This is a genomic window from Micromonospora sp. NPDC049801, assembly GCF_040656575.1.
GTDB lineage: Bacteria > Actinomycetota > Actinomycetes > Mycobacteriales > Micromonosporaceae > Micromonospora.
The window spans coordinates 77,450-95,429 of record NZ_JBFAMS010000021.1; the positions used below are offsets into that span (position 1 = coordinate 77,450).

Sequence of the window (17,980 nt, forward strand, 5' to 3'; positions counted from 1 at the left end):
TCTCCACCGTGGATCTGATGCGTACCCCACCGGCCGGTCGCCGCTCACCTCGCTCCGGCCCCGTCGCGCAACTTCGGTGAAGTCGCTGCCTCCGGCGCCGCTGAAGCAGCAACATCCCCGACGTTGTGACGATCTTGGCGGCGCGGTACGACACACCGGCCGTCGAGCGGGGCGCATCGCCAGCCCGGCTTGGTTGCCGGTACGCCGACACCTAGGCTGAACTGCATGATCGTCGACGACCAGGTGCTCCACGACCGGGCCGCCATCCTGGCCGCCGCCGGCCACCACCCGTTCGCCCGACACGCGCTCGGCGGCCGCCCGTCGGCGCGCGGCTACCGGCGCGAGGGGGCCGTGCTGTGGCTGCTGCCGCCCGAGCACGGGTCAGCCGGCTGCGCGATCGGCCCGCCCGAGCCGGCGATCGAGATGTGTGTCGCGCTGGTCGCCGGAGGGACGTTGCTCCCGGGCCAGCGGCTGCACCTGCCCCAGCACGACCGCGAACAAATGTCCGACCGACTGTCGGTGACCGAACACCGGGACTGGGTCTTCCACTGGACCTCGACGCCGCCGCCGCTCCAGCCGGACGAGGAGCGGGTCGTAAGGCTCACCGACAGCGACCGCCCCGCCATGGAGGCGCTGATCGACGAGGCGTTTCCGAGCACCACCTCCCGCCCGACCGATCCACGCGTGGTGGCCTGGTACGGCATCCGCGCCGGCGACCGGCTGGTGGCATGCGGGGCGGATCGCAGTCAGGGCGAGATCGGTTTCCTCGCCGGTCTGACCGTAGCCCCGGACCAGCGGGGTCGCGGCCTTGGCGCGGCGCTTACCGCCGGGATGACTCGGGCTCTGCTGGCCCGCTACGACACCGTGGGGCTCGGCGTCTATCCGAGCAATGTCGGCGCGATACGGCTCTACCGTCGGCTCGGCTTCACCGACACCCTCCCGCTCGCCTCGATCCGCCTCACCTGAAAGCACCGGAAGGGGCCACCCGTCCAGGACCGGCGGCCCCTCCCCCTCATCGATCGGCGGCTACGGGAATCGTGACCGGTTCGGCGACGGGGGTTGCCCGCCGGTCGGCCCGCCAGGCGGGCAGGTAGAGCGGGGCCGCGACGGCCAGCACGACCGCGCCGACCACCATCGCCGTACCCACGCTGGTGCTGGCCGCGAGCGCGGTCAGCACGACTCCGCCGAGCGCGGCGGCCGGCTGCGCCATCATCGAGTTCAGCGAGAGCACGCTGGTGCGGTACGGGCCGTCGACCTGGCGGTGCAGCAGGCCACTGTGCAGCGGGTTCGACGCGCCGTGCACGGCGTAGCAGGCCAGGTAGGCGACGAGCACCCCGACCGGGCCGGCGAGCAGTCCCATCCCGACGACCGTCGCCCCCTGCAGGATGCGCAGCAGGGCCGCGCCCGGCGCCGCCCCGGGCCAGCGCAGCAGTAGCGGGGTGAGCGCCGCGCCGGCCGCGTTGGCGATCCAGGCGGCGGAGCTGGCCGGGCCGAGCAGCGCGGCGGCGCGTTCCGGGTCGCCGACCACCTCGGCGAGCCGGACCGGCAGCAGCGATTCGAAGGTGATCATGCCGAAGCCCCAGAACAGCTCCACCGCCACCAATGCGAGCAGTACCCGGGATCGGCGCAGCAGGCCGACCGCCTGGCCGATCATGCGGGGGGCCTGCGTCACCGACGCGCGCACCGCCGCCAGACCGGCGGCCGGGCGCTCCTCGACCAGCAGGAACAGCAACGCGCCGAGCGCCACCGCCTGCGCGAGGAGCGCGGCCAGCACCGGCACGGTGAGGGCGCTGACCGGGCCGAGCGGCCCGAGCGCGACCAGTCCGCCGCTGAGCAGGGCCCCGCCGCCGATGGCGATCCCGACGACGGTGCCGGCATAGCCGAGGCCCTTCTCGTACTCGGCCTGCGGGTCGGCGGCCAGCGTGGCGTCGACGTACCAGGACTCCAGGGGGCCGCTGTCGAGCGCCCGGTAGACACCCTGCAGGGCCCAGACCAGGAAGAACAGCGCGAACGAGTCGGCCACCGCGAACACCGCGAGGGAGGCGAGGTTGAGAACCCCGGCGGCGAGCAGGACCGGCTTGCGCCCGAGGGCGTCGGCGAATCCACCGGTGGGCAGCTCCAGCGCGAGCACCAGCAGCCCCTGCGCGGTGCTGACCAGGCCGATCTGCGGCAGCGACAGGCCGCGCTCCTGCATCAGCAGGATCAGCACCGGGATCAGCAGGCCCGTGGGCAGCCAGCGCAGGCCGTACAGCGTGAGGTAGCGACGCCGGACCTGGCGTACGGTGAGCGCGCTCACGACGTCACCTCCATTCGCGACTGCGGGGCTCGCAAACCCGACTCACTCCTCACGCTCATTTGGGACCGTCCAGCAGCGGATAGGCGGCCAGGAAGACCTGCACCGGGCGGGCCTGCGGGTCGGCGGGCTCGGCCGCGTCGACCGACTCGGCCTCGCGGTGGTACCGCTCCAGCACCTGCCACACCTCCGCCTTGAGCGCCTCCAGCCGCTCAGGCGGGACGGTCAGGAAGATGTCGCCCATGCCAAAGGCGTCCCGCCAGGCGGGGGACCACTCGTGCTGATTGGCGAACCAGCGGTCGGCGTGTTCGACGAGGAGGCGCACCTGGTCGCCCTGGATCCACTCGATAGCGGCACGGGCGTCGGGGTCGTCGTCGAAGTCGCTCGGCTCCCAGCTCGTGACGTCGTGCGCGGCCTGCCACCAGCGCTGCCGTCCGCTGCCCCGGTCGGGATCCTCGGTGACCAGCCCGACCTCGGCGAGTTGGCGCAGGTGGTAGCTGGTCGCGCCGGTGTTGGTGCCGAGAAGTTCGGCGAGGGTGGTGGCGGTGGCGGGCCCGTTCACCCGCAGGGCACCGACCAGTCGCATCCGCAGCGGGTGCGCGAGCACCCGGACCTGCCGCTTGTCGATCCGCACCTCCCGGGGGGTCGGCTGCGGGGTCGCTTCGTCATTCGCCATGACTGCACACTATCTCTGCACACTTTCTATGCACAAGAGTTGTGCATAGAAAGTGTGCACGATGTCAAGCGAGGAGTTCCCGTACCCCGCGCAGGCGGGTCCGCAGCAGGCCGGCGGCGCGGGCGGAGTCGAGGCGTACGCCGCTGGGGCGCACGACACCGACGGCGGCGGCCATGGTGGTCTTCAGTCCTGTCGCGTCCAGCCCGAACCGCTCGGCGACCAGCAGGCCCAGCTCGGCCCGGCTGACCGCGTCGACACCGGCCACGTTGAGCAGACCGGCGTACGACGATCGGGCCAGCTCCAGCACGGCGTCGGCCAGGTCGGTGACGTCGACCGGGCACCGGACCTCGTCGGTGAACAGGACGGCCCGCCCGGCGAGCGCGTCGCGGCAGAGCTGGATCTGTTTGCTGCCCTCCCCCAGGATCAGCGAGGTACGCACCAGCGCCGCACCGGGATCGATCGCGCGCACTGCGGTCTCGGCCGCCGCCTTCGCGGCCCCGTACGCGTTGACCGGGCTGGGCGGCACGTCGTCGGCGTACGGCTGGGGTCGGCCGCCGTGCAGCGCGTCGCTGGACAGGTGCACCAGCCGGGCACCCACCTGGGCGGCGGCGAGGGCCACGTGGGCGGCACCGTCGGCGGTGACCGTCCAGTCGTCGTACCGGTAGGGGGTCGCGACCACGGCGTCCGGCCGCACCTCGGCGACCAGCGCGCGCACGGCGGCGCGGTCGGTCACGTCCAACCGCCGCGCCGCGACCCCCGGCACCCCGATCTCACCGGAGTGAAACGTCCCGACGACCGAAAGCCCCACGCGTACGCCCCGCCGACAAACCTCCCGCCCGAGAAACCCACTACCCCCGACGACAAGCACCCGCATCCCGGCCCACTCCCCCGTTGATCAAGAGGTTCGCGTCATCTCGCGGGGCGATGATGACGCAAACCTCTTGATCAACCAAACAGGGACGGGTCAGACCGGGTCGGCCACCGGGGCGGCCGGGCCGGCGGTGCCGGTGTGGGCCGCAGGCGCGGGCTTGGGCTTGGCGTCGATGCCGGCCTCGGCGCGCTGCTGGGCGGTGATCGGGGTGGGCGCGCCGGTCAGCGGGTCGAAGCCGCCCCGGGTCTTCGGGAACGCGATGACCTCGCGGATGGAGTCCGCGCCGGCCAGCAGCATGCAGACCCGGTCCCAGCCGAACGCGATGCCGCCGTGCGGCGGGGCGCCGTACTTGAACGCCTCCAGCAGGAAGCCGAACTTGTCCTGCGCCTCCTCCGGGGTGATGCCCAGCAGGTCGAAGACCCGCTTCTGCACGTCACCCCGGTGGATACGGATCGACCCGCCGCCGATCTCGTTGCCGTTGCAGACGATGTCGTACGCGTAGGCCAGGGCCCGGTCCGGCGCCTCCTCGAACCGGTCCACCCACTCCGCGTTCGGCGAGGTGAACGGGTGGTGCACGGCCGTCCACGCGCCCTCGTCCGTCTTCTCGAACATCGGGGCGTCGACCACCCAGCAGAACGCCCAGGCGCTCTCGTCGATCAGGCCGGAGCGCTTGGCGATCTCGACCCGGGCAGCGCCGAGCAGCTCCTGCGCCTCACGGGTGGTCGTGCTCGCGGCGAAGAAGACCGCGTCGCCCGGCTTCGCGCCGACCGCGTCGGCGAGCCCGCCCAGGTGCTCGGCGGAGAGGTTCTTGGCCACCGGTCCGCGCGCCTCGCCGGTCTCGGCGTCCAGCACCACGTACGCCAGGCCCCGCGCGCCGCGCGCCTTGGCCCAGTCCTGCCAGCCGTCCAGCTCCTTGCGGGTCTGGGCCGCGCCACCGGGCATCACCACCGCGCCGACGTAGCCGCCCGCGTCGATCGCCCCGGCGAACACCCGGAACTCGGTGCCGCGCAGGTAGTCGGTCAGTTCGGTCAGCTCGACGCCGTAGCGCAGGTCCGGCTTGTCCGAGCCGTACCGGGCCATCGCGTCGTGCCAGGTGATCCGCGGGATCGGTCGGGTGATCTCGTGCCCGGCCAGGTCCTGCCAGAGCGCCGAGACGATCGCCTCGCCGAGGTCGATCACGTCGTCCTCGGTGACGAAGGACATCTCGATGTCGAGCTGGGTGAACTCCGGCTGCCGGTCGGCGCGGAAGTCCTCGTCGCGGTAGCAGCGGGCGATCTGGTAGTACCGCTCCATGCCGCCGACCATCAGCAGCTGCTTGAAGAGCTGCGGCGACTGCGGCAGCGCGTACCAGCTGCCGGGCTGCAACCGCACCGGCACCAGGAAGTCCCGGGCGCCCTCCGGGGTCGACCGGGTCAGCGTCGGCGTCTCGATCTCCAGGAAGTCCCGCTCGTGCAGCACGCCGCGGGCGAGCTGGCTGGCGCGCGAGCGCAGCCGCAGCGCGTTCGCCGGGCCGCTGCGGCGCAGGTCAAGGTAGCGGTACTTGAGCCGGATGTCGTCACCGGCCTCGACCTGGTCGTCCACCGGCAGTGGCAGCGGCGCGGCCTCGGAGAGCACCTCCAGCGCGGCGGCGGTCACCTCGACCTCGCCGGTGGGCAGGTCGGGGTTCTCGTTGCCCTCGGGGCGGCGGGTCACCTCGCCGGTGACCTTCACGCAGAACTCGTTGCGCAGCGCGTGCGCGTCCTCCTCGCGGAACACCACCTGCACGACGCCGGAGCCGTCACGCAGGTCGACGAAGATGACACCGCCGTGGTCGCGCCGGCGGGCCACCCACCCGGCGAGCGTCACCGTCGAGCCGGCGTCCGCGGCGCGCAGGCTTCCGGCATTGTGGGTACGGATCACGGCTGGCAACTCCTCATCGTGGAACAGTCCTCACCCCGCATTCTGTCAGGGGTGGCCGGGCCCGCTGGGGGGCACCCGGCAGCCCGGCCCGATTCGCTGGTGGACGAGCCGGCGAACCCCGGGCAGCGGGCCCCGACGCCGGTTAGCGTGGCCTGATGCGCGCCGTACCGAACTGGGGCGTCGCCACGGCGGTCGCCGCGCCGGTGCTGCTGGTGGGCGGCTGGACGGTCGCGGGCGCCCGGCAACCCGCCGGGTACGACCCGATCCGCGACACCATCAGCGAACTGGCCGGGCATGACGCCACCGACGCCTGGATCATGATCAGTGCCCTGGTGCTGCTCGGGTGCTGTTACCTGGCGACCGCCGCGGTGCTGCACGCGGCCGGGCTACCCAGCCGTTTCCTGCTCGCCGTCGGCGGCGTGGCCACCATCGCGCTCGTCGCCTTTCCCCGACCGACGGTCGGCGGCTCGCTCAGCCACGGCATCGTGGCGACCATCGCCGTCCTGGCGCTGGCGCTCTGGCCGGCCGGGTCGGCGCTGCGGCTGTCGCGTGGCCCGGACGCCGCGCATCCACGCACGCCGCAACCGCCCTGGGCGTTCCGGCGCGGCGTGGCGTTGAGCGCCACGCTGGTGCTGCTGGCCCTGTTCGGCTGGTTCGCGTTCGAGGTGACCAGCGGATCCCGGACCGGCCTGGCCGAACGGGTGACGGCGGTGGGCGTCTCGCTCTGGCCGCTGCTGGCGGTGCTCTCGGCGCGCCGGGCGCATCTCGCGTGGGCCGCCGCCGGCACCACGCCAGTCGGACCGGCAGTGCCGACGACCGGTGTCGTACCCCCGGATTCGTTGCTGCCGACGGACGGGCCCGACCGGCTCGCGTGAGCCGACCCGCACGCGCGACGCGGGCCGCCGGAGTGCCCCGGCGGCCCGCGTGCGGTACGTCGATCAGAAGACGCTGACGCCGTAGACGCTCAGCGGCTCGGTGACCGGCTGGAAGAAGGTGGTACCGCCGGTGCGGCAGTTACCGCTGCCGCCGGAGGTGAGGCCGAGCGCGGTGCTACCGGAGAAGAGCGAGCCACCGCTGTCGCCACCCTCGGCGCAGACGTTGGTGCGGATCAGGCCGGAGACCGAGCCCTCGGCGTAGTTCACCGTGGCGTTGGTCGCCGTCACCGAGCCGCTGCGCAGGCCCGTGGTGCTGCCGGAGCGCTGCACCGACTGGCCGACCGACGCGTTGCCGGCGCCGGTGATGTCCCGGTAGCTGCCGTTGTAGAGGTAGACGTTACCGGCGGCGTTCGCCGAGTTGCTGTGCCGCACGATGCCGTAGTCGTTGCCCGGGAAGCTGGTGCCGGTACGGGTGCCGAGCAGGCTGGTCTGGCTCGAGTTCGAGTACCAGTTGCTGCCGAGGTTGGTGCAGTGCCCGGCGGTCAGGAAGTAGTAGGTGCTGCCGCTGCGCACGTTGAAGCCCAGCGAGCAGCGGTAACCGCCGGTGTAGATGGCCTGGCCACCGGAGATCCGGGTGCTCAGCACGCCGGCCTCGGCCTCGACCCGCACCGCGCCGTTGGCGCGCGCGGCGGCCGCCTTGACCCGCTCCAGCTTGGCGCCGGTGACGGTGCTGTCGACGGAGACGACCACCTGGTTGGTGATCGGGTCGCTCCACCAGGCGGTGCCCGGGATCTTCGCCGAGCGCTCCAGCTCGGCGGTGGCCCGGTTGAGCTCGGCGGCGCCGCGGGTGACGTACCGGACGCTCGCTCCGGCCTTGCTGACCGCGCTCGCGGCGGCGGCGTCGGTCACCGTGACGACGGTCTTGCCGCTGGCGTCGATGTACGAGCCGGCGGAGCGGTCACCGAGCTGAGCGGAGAGGGCCGCGCCGGCGTCGGGCGAGGCGGCGGGGGCGGCCTGGGCGGGTGCGCCGATGAGCGAGCCGACGACCAGGGTTCCGGTCACGGCGACGGTCGCCGCAACACGGAAGGAGGACCTCGTGGGTCGCATGTAACAAACCTCCTGGGCGGGGGAGACGGGTCTGGCCGGGGATGGCTGACCCGAGGGCAACCCGGCCGATCTGCGAAAACCGGTCGAGTGAACTGAAGTATTCACATACTTAAGATCATTAACAAGATCTGGTTTCGCCCGAATTCGTCGAACGTCACCGAGGACGTCGGCGCAACACCATCGACACACTCGGGGACATCTACCGTCACACCCCGACGACCGCCGGATCCCTTTCGGACAGCGCCGGGCAACGGAGGCGGTTGACGCCACAACAGGCGGACGCGTGCCACGCCGGCCCGCCCGTTCCGACGGCCGTCTACGACGCCGGCAAGCCCGGCGGACGCGTGCCACGCCGGCTCGCCCGGGCGGACACGTGTGACGCCCCGGGATGGGCGGCCGGCGGCGTCAGGGGTCGCAGCGGCGCGCGCCGGGCCCCGGGCGGGGCAGCACGTCACGCGGGTCCCGCACCTCGTGCCCGTCGGCGCAGCGCAGCTCGGCGCGCACCGCGGCGCCGCAGTCGCGGTGCTCCACCCGCAACGGCGCGCCCTCGGCGTCGGCCAGGTACCTGTCGCCCCAACCGAGCACGGCGACGAGCACGGGCCAGAGGGCGAGGCCCATCTCCGTCAGTCGGTACTCGTGGCGCAGTCGGCTGCCGGGCTCCCGGTACGGCTCGCGACGAAGGACGCCCCGCTCGACCAGCAGGGCCAGCCGGTTGGTGAGAACCTGCCTGGGGATCCCGGTACGGACCCGCATGTCGTCGAAGCGTCGTACGCCGCTGAACACCTCGCGCAGCACCACCATGGTCCACCGCTCGCCGAGGATCTCCATCGCGCGGGCGATGGTGCAGTTCTCCACCGACCAGTCCAGTGCCGCGGGCCTCATCCGACCAGGCTAGGTCTCATTGACAGACTCAGCAACATCCTGCGACGCTGCGTCCATGACACAGACTCAGGAGCCGGCGCGCAGCCGTACCTTCACCTGGTCGGACCCGGCGGCCAACGCGGCGCAGGTCGGTCGGCGCAGCGGCCTCGACATGCTTCGCGCGATGATCGCGGGGGAACTGGCCGCGCCCCCGGTGATGCACCTGCTCGACATGGCCCGCATGGAGGCCGACGAGGGGCGGGTCGTCGTCGAGCTGACCCCCCAGGAGTTCCACTACAACCCGCTGGGCACCGTGCACGGCGGCGTTCTCTCGACACTGCTGGACACCGCCGCCGCCTGCGCCGTACACACCACGCTGCCCGCCGGGGTCGGCTACACCTCGCTGGACCTGAACGTGAAGTTCCTCCGGCCGGTCACCGTCGCGAGCGGCACGTTGAGCTGCGAGGGCACCGTCCTGCAACGCGGACGCCGCACGGCCCTGGCCGAAGCCCGCCTAACGGACGCGCAGGGCCGCCTGGTAGCCCACGCCACCAGCACCTGCCTGATCCTCCCCCTCCCCTAACCCCACCCCTTTGCCGTCGATCTTGCAGTTCCTGTCACCGAAACGCGGGCTGTGCCCCGATTCGTGACAACAGAAAGTGCAAGATCGACGGGGTGCAGGTGGGGGTTAGCGCTGGGCCAGGCGGGCGGCTCGGGCGTCGCGCTTTTCTTCGAAGCGGGACGCCGCGCGGTCCAGGGCGTCGAGCTGGGTGGCGAGTTGTTCGCGGGCGGCTTCGCCGTCGGCGTCGAGGCCGGTGACGTTGAAGACGTCCCACTGGCGCAGCACCGGCTGCAACACCTCGTCGCGGTGCTGGCGCAGGTCGTAGATGCCGGCCAGGGCGATCGCCACCGACTTGCGGGCGAAGCCGTCGATGCCGCTGCCGGGCATCTGGAAGTCGGCGACGACATCGGCGACGGCCCGCATGGCCTGGCTCGGGGCCAGCTCGAACGCGGCGGCGAGCAGGTTCCGGTAGAAGACCATGTGCAGGTTCTCGTCGGCGGCCACCCGGGCCAGCAGCGCCTCGCAGGCGGGGTCGCCGGTGGCCTTGCCGGTGTTGCGGTGCGAGATCCGGGTGGCCAACTCCTGGAACGAGACGTACGCCAGCGAGTGCAGCACCTCGTCGCCGTGGGCGTTGGTGTAGCCCTCCGACATGTGCGTCATCCGGGCCCGCTCCAACGCCACCGGGTCGACGGCGCGGGTGACGGTCAGGTAGTCGCGGATCGCGACGCCGTGCCGGCCCTCCTCCGCGGTCCACCGGTGCACCCAGGTGCCCCAGGCGCCGTCGCGGCCGAACAGGGTGGCGATCTCGTGGTGGTACGAGGGCAGGTTGTCCTCGGTCAGCAGGTTCACGATCAGCGCGGTGCGGGCCACGTCCGGGATCGTCGAGTCGGTCGGCGACCACGCCTCGCCACCGAGCGGCCCGTCGAAGGTGCGCCCCTCGCTCCACGGCACGTACTCGTGCGGGAACCATTCCTTCGCCAACGAGAGATGGCGGTCCAGGTTGCGCGCGACTACCGGCTCCAGCTCGACGAGCAGGGCGGTCTGGCTCAGTGTGGTGCTCACGGTCACGAAGAACTCCCTACGGTGGCGTAACTTACGCTACCGTAGGTCCCCGCGACCGATAGCGCCAGTGGAAGCCCTCAGTTCACCGCCGGCCGGAGGTCGCCCGGGGGTGGCGTCCAGGCCTGCGCGTCGGCCGTGATCTGCTCACCGGAGCGGATGTCCTTCACCTCGTCCGCCGCGCCGTCGGCCCCCGGGAACCAGACGTACGGAATGCCCCGCCGCTCGGCGTACCGGATCTGCTTGCCGAACTTGGCCGCGCTCGGGGACACCTCGGTGGCGATCCCCCGCCGACGCAGCTCTGCCGCGATCTTGTCGCTGGCCGCCCGGTGCTCCTCGTCGGCGAGCGCCACCAGGACACAGGTGGGCACCGAACGGGAGACGGTCAGCTCCCCCGCCCCGAAGAGCAGCCCGAGCAGCCGGGTCACCCCGATCGAGATCCCCACACCGGGGTACGAGACGGCGCCGGCGCTGGCCAGGTTGTCGTACCGGCCGCCGGAGCAGATCGAGCCGAACCGCTCGTAGCCGCGCAGCTGGGTCTCGTAAACCGTGCCCGTGTAGTAGTCCAGGCCGCGGGCGATGCGCAGGTCCGCCACGCAGAGGCCGGGCGAGTGCCCGGCCGCGGTCTCCACCACCCGGACCAGCTCGTCGACGCCCTCGTCCAGCAGCGGGTCGCTGACCCCGAGCGCGCGTACGGCGTCGGCGAACGAGGCGTCCGGCGCGGAGATCTCGGCCAACGCGAGGCACGCCTTGGCCTGCGCCTCGCTCGCCCCCGCGGTCTCGGCCAACAGCTCGACCACCTTCGCCGGGCCGATCTTGTCGAGCTTGTCGACGGTACGCAGCGCCGCCTCCGGGTCGGTCACCCCGGTGCCCCGGAAGAAGCCCTCCCAGATCTTGCGGTTGTTGACCTGGATGGTCACCGGCGGGATGGGCAGGGCGCGCAGCGCGTCCCCGATGACCAGCGGCATCTCCGCCTCGTGGTGCGGGGCGAGGGTGTCCCGGTCGACGATGTCGATGTCGGCCTGGACGAACTCCCGGTAGCGGCCCTCCTGCGGCCGCTCCCCCCGCCACACCTTCTGGATCTGGTAACGACGGAACGGGAAGGTGAGCTTGCCGGCGTTCTCCAACACGTAGCGGGCGAACGGCACGGTCAGGTCGAAGTGCAGCCCGAGCTGGTCATCACCGCCGGCGCCCTCGGCGTCGGCGTGCAGCCGCCGGATCACGTAGACCTCCTTGGAGGTCTCCCCCTTGCGCAGGAGCTGGTCCAGCGGCTCCACCGAGCGGGTCTCCAGGGGGGCGAACCCGTACAGCTCGAAGGTGTCGCGGATCTTGTCGAGCACGAACTGCTCGATCATCCGCTGACCGGGGGTCCACTCCGGGAACCCGGAGATGGGCGTGGGCTTGCTCATCGCGTACTCCTTGCGGTTCCGCGCCCATGGCGCGGTGGTGTCGTGGGTCCGCGCGCGGCGCGGACGAATGATCTAGAAACCCCGGGTGGGCGCGGCCGGCGACGTGCCGGCCACCTCGACGAGGTACGGGTTGCCGGCGCGCTCGCGGCCGATGGTGGTGCTCGGGCCGTGGCCGGGCAGCACGACGGTGTCGTCGGCCAGCGGAAGGATCTTGTCGCGCAGGCTGGCGAGCATGGCCGGCATGCTGCCGCCGGGCAGGTCGGTGCGGCCGATCGAACCGGCGAAGAGGACGTCGCCGGAGAGGCAGATCTCGTCCGCCTCCCAGCCCGACCCGGCGCCGGGCAGCCGGAACAGCACCGACCCGCCGGTATGGCCCGGCGCGTGGTCGACGGCGATCTCCAGGCCGGCGAGCGTGAGGGTGGCGCCGTCGGTCAACTCGGCCACGTCCTCCGGCTCGCTGTAGCTCAGCCGGCCGCCGAAGAGCGACGTCAGGTCGGCCGAGAGGCCCTTGGCCGGGTCGGCGAGCATCTCCCGGTCGCCGGGGTGCACGTACGCGGTGATCCCGCGGGCGTCGCAGACCGGCGCCACCGAGAACGTGTGGTCCAGGTGGCCGTGGGTGAGCAGCACAGCGGCCGGATGCAGGCGGTGCTCGGCGAGCAGCGCGTCGAGTTGGTCGAGCACCCCGATGCCGGGGTCGACCACCACGCACTGCTCCCCCGGCGCGGTGGCGACCACGTAACAGTTGGTGCCGAAGGCGTCCGCGGGAAAGCCGGCCACGAGCACGGGCGCTGTCCTCTCCGTCGAGCTGTCGTCCTGCCAGCAGCCTATCGGGCGGGCCGAGCGGGTTCGCCGCGTCCGTCCCGCGCGCCCCGACCGGCACAGTGACAACTTCCGATAAGCGCTGCTCGGGACGGGGTGGACCTCGTACACCACATTCCCAGTCACTAGCCGTACACTCTGGCGGGCGTGTGGCGCGGCACACGCGACGCCCGGACGGGCCGGGAGAGCCGGCCGCCGGTGACGATCAGGCGAAGAAAGGGGAGCACCTGTGGCTTCCAGCAGGGACCGGCAGCGCAAACTGGCGCGGGCCAAGCTCGACCGGCAGATGGCACGCCGGGCGGCCGCCACGCGGCGGCGTCGGCAGATCCAGGCCGGCGTGGGCGCCTTCCTGGTCCTCGCGGTGATCGTTGCCGGCTCGGCCTGGGCGCTCGGGGCGTTCGACTCCGACCCGAAGCAGAACGCGGCCGCGGAGGACACCTGCCTCTGGACGCCGCAGGACGCGACGGCGAACACCAACCTCAAGGACGTCGGCACGCCGGAGACCAAGGGTCTGCCGACCGACGGCACCCGGGCGATGACCGTCACCACCAACCAGGGCGCGCCGATCACCGCCGAGCTGAACCTGACCAGCTCGCCGTGCGCCGCCGCGAGCATCGCCCACCTGGCGAGCCGGTCGTTCTACGACAACACCAAGTGCCACGAGATCACCACCGACGGCGCGCTACGCTGCGGTGACCCCAGCGGCACCGGCCTCGGTGGGCCCACCTACTCGTTCTACGACGAGGACGTGCCGACCGCGCCGTCGCCCTCGGCCAGCCCCGCGCCCGGACAGCCGCCGACGTACCCCAAGGGCACCGTGGCGATGATCTCCAACCCGCCGGGCGCCAACGGCAGCCAGTTCCTGATCTTCTTCAAGGACTTCACCACGGCGGACCCGAAGTACCCGGTGATCGGCAAGGTCACCGGCGGGCTGGACGTGGTGGAGAAGATCGGCGCCCAGCCGACCGTGGACAATGGGACCGGGGCGAAGGTGAAGCCCAAGACCGACGTGGTGATCCAGAGCCTCACGGTCGGCGAGCCGGTCACCGGCGCGGCACCGCCGCCCTCCGGCGCCCCGGCCAGCAGCCCGAGCGCCGGCTGACCGGTCGCCCCCACCCACCCGAGCGGCACCCCGCAGCAAACAGCCAGGAGGATCCAGGCGTGACGTCCACCAGAGAGCGGCAGCGCGCGGCGGCACGCGCCCGACTCGAGAAGGAGATGGCCGAGCGCTCGGCCAAGGCCCGCAAGCGCCGCCAGACGCAGGCGATCGTCGGCGCCGCCGCCGTGCTGGTCCTCGTGGTCGCCGGCACCGTCTGGCTGGCCACGACCCTCGGCGGCGACGACGACAAGGACAAGAACGCCGCGTCGGCGCCCGGGGCGTCCGAGTGCGTCTACAACGCGATGCCGGCCGACCAGCGGTCCCCGCAGATCAAGGACGTCGGGGTACCGAGCAACCAGCAGTCCGCCAGCGGTGTGCAGACCATGACGATCGACACCAACCTGGGCCCGATCACGGCCAAGGTCGACCGGTCGCAGGTGCCCTGCACGGCGGGGGCGTTCAGCCTCCTCGCCGAGAAGAAGTTCTTCGACAACACCAAGTGCCACCGCCTGGTGACCGAGGGCATCAAGGTGCTGCAGTGCGGTGACCCGAGCGCCACCGGCAAGGGTTGGCGGGACACCGACGGCACGGGTGGCCCGAGCTTCCGGCTGCCCGAGGAGAACCTGCCCACCGACAAGCGCCCGCCGTACCCGGAGGGTGTCATCGCGATGGCCAACTCCGGTCAGCCGGGCAGCACCGGTAGCCAGTTCTTCATCGTGTACGGAGACTCGCCGCTCGACCCGGCGTACACCGTGCTGGGCACCGTCACCGGTGGCATGGACATCGTCAAGGACGTGGCCAAGGCCGGCGACGACGGGGCGTTCGCCCAGCAGGCCGGTGGCGGCCACCCGAAGAAGGAGGTCGTCATCAAGACCCTCACGATGAGCGCGCCGCAGGGCTGACGCCCACCAGGATGACGAAGCGCCCGCCGGCTGAGCCGGCGGGCGCTCTCGTGTGTGGGGTACGCGTCAGGCGCCGGAGGTGACCCGGTACGCGTCGAACACACCGTCGACCTTGCGAACGGTGGCCAGCAGGTGGCCCAGGTGCTTCGGGTCGGCCATCTCGAAGCTGAACCGGCTCACCGCGACCCGGTCACGGGTGGTGGTGACGGTCGCGGACAGGATGTTCACCCGCTCGTCGGAGAGCACCCGGGTGACGTCGGCGAGCAGCTTGTGCCGGTCCAGAGCCTCGACCTGGATCGCCACCAGGAACGTGGAGGCGGACGTGAGCTTCCAGCTCACCTCGACCACCCGTTCGGCCTGCGCCCGCAGGTCCTCGGCGTTGGCGCAGTCGTCACGGTGCACGCTCACCCCACCGGAGCGGGTGACGAACCCGAACACCGAGTCGGGCGGAACCGGGGTGCAGCACCGCGCCAGCTTGATCCAGACGTCGCTGACGCCCCGGACCACCACGCCCGGGTCGCTGCTGCTCTGCCGGCTGCGCGGCGGCCGGGTGGCGACGGCGGTCTCGGCGATGTCCTCCGCCGCGCCCTCCTCGCCGCCGTACGCGGCCATCAGCTTCTGCACCACCGACTGCGCGGAGACCTGGCTGTCGCCGACGGCCGCGTAGAGCGAGGCCACGTCGGCGAGGTGCAGGTCCCGTGCGATCGACATCAACGCGTCGGAGGTGAGCATCCGCTGCAGCGGCATGCCCTGCTTGCGCATCGCCTTGACGATCGCGTCCTTGCCGGCCTCGATCGCCTCCTCGCGCCGCTCCTTGTTGAAGTACTGGCGGATCTTGGTGCGAGCGCGCGGGCTCTTGACGAAGCCCAGCCAGTCCTGCGTGGGGCCGGCCGTCTCGGACTTCGACGTGAAGATCTCGATCACGTCGCCGTTGGACAGCGTCGACTCCAGCGGCACGAGCTTGCCGTTGACCCGCGCGCCGATGCACTTGTGCCCGACCTCGGTGTGCACCGCGTACGCGAAGTCGACAGGCGTCGACCCGGTCGGCAGCGGGATGACGTCACCCTTGGGGGTGAAGACGTACACCTCCTGGCTGGACAGGTCGAAGCGCAGCGCGTCCAGGAACTCGCTCGGGTCGGCGGCCTCGCGCTGCCAGTCCAGCAGCTGCCGCAGCCAGGTCATCTCGTCGATGTGCGCCGGCGGACCGACCACCGGGGTGCCCTTGTGCTCCTTGTACTTCCAGTGCGCGGCGATGCCGAACTCGGCGGTGCGGTGCATCGCGTACGTGCGGATCTGCATCTCCACCGGCTTGCCGGTGGGCCCGATGACCGTCGTGTGCAACGACTGGTACATGTTGAACTTGGGCATGGCGATGTAGTCCTTGAACCGGCCCGGCACCGGCTGCCAGTTGGCGTGGATGACCCCGAGCGCCGCGTAGCAGTCCCGCACCGTGTCGACCAGGATCCGCACACCCACCAGGTCGTAGATGTCGTTGAAGTCGCGACCCCGCACGATCATCTTCTGGTAGATCGAGTAGAGGTGCTTCGGTCGGCCGGTCGTCTCCGCCTTGATCTTGGCGGCCTTCAGGTCGGTGCCGACCTTCTGGGTGACCTGCCGCAGCAGCGACTCGCGCTGCGGCTGGTGCTCACCGATCAGCCGGTTGATCTCCTCGAACCGCTTCGGGAAGAGCGTGCCGAAGGCCAGATCCTCCAGCTCCCACTTGATCGTGTTCATACCGAGGCGGTGGGCCAGCGGCGCGAGGATCTCCAGGGTCTCCTTGGCCTTCTGCTCGCGCTTGGGCGCCGGCAGGAAGGACAGGGTGCGCATGTTGTGCAGCCGGTCGGCCAGCTTGATCACGAGCACCCGCGGGTCCTTGGCCATCGCCACGACCATCTTGCGGATCGTCTCGGCCTTGGCCGCGTCGCCCAGCTTGACCTTGTCCAGCTTGGTGACGCCGTCGACCAGCAGGGCGACCTCGCCGCCGAAGTCGGCGCGCATCGCGTCGAGGGTGTACTCGGTGTCCTCGATCGTGTCGTGCAGCAGCGCGGCGACCAGCGTGGTCGTGTCCATCCCCAGGTTGCCCAGGATCGTCGCCACGGCGAGGGGATGCGTGATGTACGGGTCGCCGGACTTGCGGTACTGGCCGGAGTGCCACCGCGCGGCCGTGTCGAAGGCACGCTGGAGCAACCGTGCGTCGGCCTTCGGGTGGTTCTCCCGGTGGCTGGCGATGAGCGGCTCCAGCACCTCGCTGACCTGCGAGGTCTGCCAGGGCGCGTTGAACCGGGCCAGGCGGGCGCGCACCCGTCGGCCGGTGGGCGCGTTGGAGAACCCGAAGCCGCCGCTCGGCGACGGGTCGACATCGGTCGGGAACGGAACCACGACCCCGTCCGCGCCGGGCGACGCCTCGACGGCGCTCGCCGTGACCTCGGTAGGAGCCGTCACGCTGTCGGCAGGAGCCCTGCCGGAGCCGTTGTCGGTGCCCGTCACCCGGGCCGGCGCGTCGCCGTTCCGGTCGGTCACCGAGCCGTCAGCGTCGCCTGTGGGGTGCACCGTGCCCTCCGCCGGAGGGACGACATCGTGGGACACCGGCCTCCTCACCGCTCGCCGGAAACACGCCGGCCGTGTGTCGGCCGGCCTGGTCTCGCGTCGCCGGACGGTGTACCGCCGGCGTCAGCAATGGGCAATGCTACCCGCACGGACGGTCCCCTGCCGCTCCGCCGGACGGTCGACGCCCCGGGCGGCCGGCCTGACCGGGCCCCGGCTCCGCCGGTCGGCACGGCCGGTCGACCCGCGACGTGGGCGCACCCCCGTCCCAGTGCCAGCGCGACAGGGATCAAACGGTCAAAAGGGCATGGACCGGACGCGGCGTCAGTCGCTCCCGGGCGCCCAGGAAGGCAAGCTCCAACAGTACGGTGAAGCCCGTCACCGTACCGCCCGCACGCTCGACCAGGTCCAGCGTCGCCTCGGCGGTGCCCCCGGTGGCCAGCACGTCGTCGACGACGAGCACCCGGTGGCCGGCGGTGAAGGCGTCCTCGTGCACCTCGAGCGTGGCCTCGCCGTACTCCAGCGCGTACGAGACCGAGTGCGCCGGACGGGGCAACTTGCCGGCCTTACGCACCGGTACGACACCCACCCCGGCCGCGTACGCGACGGCCGCCGCGACGACGAACCCCCGCGCCTCGATGCCGACCACCACGTCGAACGCGTCCCGCCCGTGGTACGCGACGATCCCGTCGACAACCTCGCGGAACGCCTTTCCGTCGGCGAACAGCGGCATCAGGTCCTTGAACAGGACACCGGGCTTGGGGAAGTCCGGCACGTCCAGCACCCGGCTGGCCACCAGTCGGGCGGCCTCCGGGCCGCTGTCCCCCCGCGGGGCGCTGCTGTGGGTCTCCGTCACGGCTGTTGCGTTCCCTTCCAACGACGACGGCGTCCGGCATGCTGTGCGCACAGCACCGAGCGCGTTGGCCTCGTCGGGAGTCATCTCGACGACGAGCCGGCCACCGCCCTCCAGCGGGACACGCATGACGATGCCCCGACCCTCCTTG

At 71.8% G+C, this 17,980-nt stretch carries 15 protein-coding genes and 2 pseudogenes; 5 read left to right on the forward strand and 12 right to left on the reverse strand.

The window, feature by feature from the left end:
* Positions 1-225: 225 nt before the first annotated feature.
* Positions 226-966, forward strand: coding sequence for an N-acetyltransferase (locus tag AB0I89_RS29685; protein ID WP_357133493.1), 741 nt, complete (start codon positions 226-228; stop codon positions 964-966).
* Positions 967-1,075: 109 nt separating this feature from the next.
* On the opposite strand, the pseudogene AB0I89_RS29690 reads toward AB0I89_RS29685, so the two are convergent.
* The 4 genes and pseudogenes from AB0I89_RS29690 to aspS all read right to left on the reverse strand — a co-directional run.
* A pseudogene (locus AB0I89_RS29690) lies at positions 1,076-2,296 on the reverse strand (MFS transporter); the annotation flags it as partial.
* Positions 2,297-2,351: 55 nt separating this feature from the next.
* Positions 2,352-2,969: a helix-turn-helix domain-containing protein gene (locus tag AB0I89_RS29695; protein ID WP_357133495.1), complete on the reverse strand. Its 618-nt coding sequence runs from the start codon at positions 2,967-2,969 to the stop codon at positions 2,352-2,354.
* A gap of 64 nt (positions 2,970-3,033) precedes the next feature.
* Positions 3,034-3,843: a sugar nucleotide-binding protein gene (locus AB0I89_RS29700; protein ID WP_357133497.1), complete on the reverse strand. Its 810-nt coding sequence runs from the start codon at positions 3,841-3,843 to the stop codon at positions 3,034-3,036.
* A gap of 90 nt (positions 3,844-3,933) precedes the next feature.
* The gene (gene aspS, locus AB0I89_RS29705) at positions 3,934-5,739 is read right to left on the reverse strand and encodes an aspartate--tRNA ligase (protein ID WP_357133499.1); all 1,806 of its coding nucleotides are present in this window, start codon (positions 5,737-5,739) and stop codon (positions 3,934-3,936) included.
* A gap of 155 nt (positions 5,740-5,894) precedes the next feature.
* On the opposite strand from aspS, the gene AB0I89_RS29710 reads away from it, so the two are divergent.
* A complete protein-coding gene (locus tag AB0I89_RS29710) occupies positions 5,895-6,614 on the forward strand; it encodes a DUF998 domain-containing protein (protein WP_357133501.1) in 720 nt (239 codons plus the stop codon).
* A gap of 63 nt (positions 6,615-6,677) precedes the next feature.
* On the opposite strand, the gene AB0I89_RS29715 is transcribed toward AB0I89_RS29710, so the two are convergent.
* Positions 6,678-7,721: a S1 family peptidase gene (locus tag AB0I89_RS29715; RefSeq protein WP_357133503.1), complete on the reverse strand. Its 1,044-nt coding sequence runs from the start codon at positions 7,719-7,721 to the stop codon at positions 6,678-6,680.
* Positions 7,722-8,126: 405 nt separating this feature from the next.
* Positions 8,127-8,603, reverse strand: a complete 477-nt coding sequence (locus tag AB0I89_RS29720) for a helix-turn-helix domain-containing protein (RefSeq protein ID WP_357133505.1) — start codon at positions 8,601-8,603, stop codon at positions 8,127-8,129.
* Between the two features lie 55 nt (positions 8,604-8,658).
* Here AB0I89_RS29720 and AB0I89_RS29725 point away from each other — a divergent pair, with 55 nt between their 5' ends.
* Positions 8,659-9,165, forward strand: a complete 507-nt coding sequence (locus tag AB0I89_RS29725; protein WP_357133507.1) for a PaaI family thioesterase — start codon at positions 8,659-8,661, stop codon at positions 9,163-9,165.
* 105 nt (positions 9,166-9,270) lie between these two features.
* Here the strand turns inward: AB0I89_RS29725 and AB0I89_RS29730 are convergent, their stop codons facing one another.
* From AB0I89_RS29730 to AB0I89_RS29740, 3 genes are all read right to left on the reverse strand, one after another.
* Entirely contained in the window at positions 9,271-10,212 is a 942-nt protein-coding gene (locus tag AB0I89_RS29730) for an acyl-ACP desaturase (RefSeq protein WP_357133509.1), read from the reverse strand.
* Between the two features lie 71 nt (positions 10,213-10,283).
* Positions 10,284-11,612 (reverse strand): histidine--tRNA ligase, encoded by a 1,329-nt coding sequence (gene hisS / locus AB0I89_RS29735; protein ID WP_357133511.1) that lies wholly within the window; start codon positions 11,610-11,612, stop codon positions 10,284-10,286.
* Positions 11,613-11,684: 72 nt separating this feature from the next.
* On the reverse strand, positions 11,685-12,395 hold the full coding sequence (locus AB0I89_RS29740; RefSeq protein WP_357133513.1) for an MBL fold metallo-hydrolase: 711 nt from the start codon (positions 12,393-12,395) through the stop codon (positions 11,685-11,687).
* A 265-nt stretch (positions 12,396-12,660) separates the two neighbouring features.
* Between AB0I89_RS29740 and AB0I89_RS29745 the strand changes: the two genes are divergently transcribed.
* Positions 12,661-13,533, forward strand: a complete 873-nt coding sequence (locus AB0I89_RS29745) for a peptidylprolyl isomerase (RefSeq protein ID WP_357133515.1) — start codon at positions 12,661-12,663, stop codon at positions 13,531-13,533.
* Between the two features lie 59 nt (positions 13,534-13,592).
* Positions 13,593-14,432, forward strand: coding sequence for a peptidylprolyl isomerase (locus AB0I89_RS29750; protein WP_355053634.1), 840 nt, complete (start codon positions 13,593-13,595; stop codon positions 14,430-14,432).
* A 66-nt stretch (positions 14,433-14,498) separates the two neighbouring features.
* Here AB0I89_RS29750 and AB0I89_RS29755 read toward each other — a convergent pair whose 3' ends face one another.
* The 3 genes and pseudogenes from AB0I89_RS29755 to AB0I89_RS29765 form a co-directional block, all read right to left on the reverse strand.
* Positions 14,499-17,018, reverse strand: coding sequence for a bifunctional (p)ppGpp synthetase/guanosine-3',5'-bis(diphosphate) 3'-pyrophosphohydrolase (locus AB0I89_RS29755; RefSeq protein WP_355053635.1), 2,520 nt, complete (start codon positions 17,016-17,018; stop codon positions 14,499-14,501).
* Between the two features lie 247 nt (positions 17,019-17,265).
* Positions 17,266-17,832: an adenine phosphoribosyltransferase gene (locus AB0I89_RS29760; protein WP_357133529.1), complete on the reverse strand. Its 567-nt coding sequence runs from the start codon at positions 17,830-17,832 to the stop codon at positions 17,266-17,268.
* 54 nt (positions 17,833-17,886) lie between these two features.
* A pseudogene (locus AB0I89_RS29765) lies at positions 17,887-17,980 on the reverse strand (DUF3117 domain-containing protein); the annotation flags it as partial.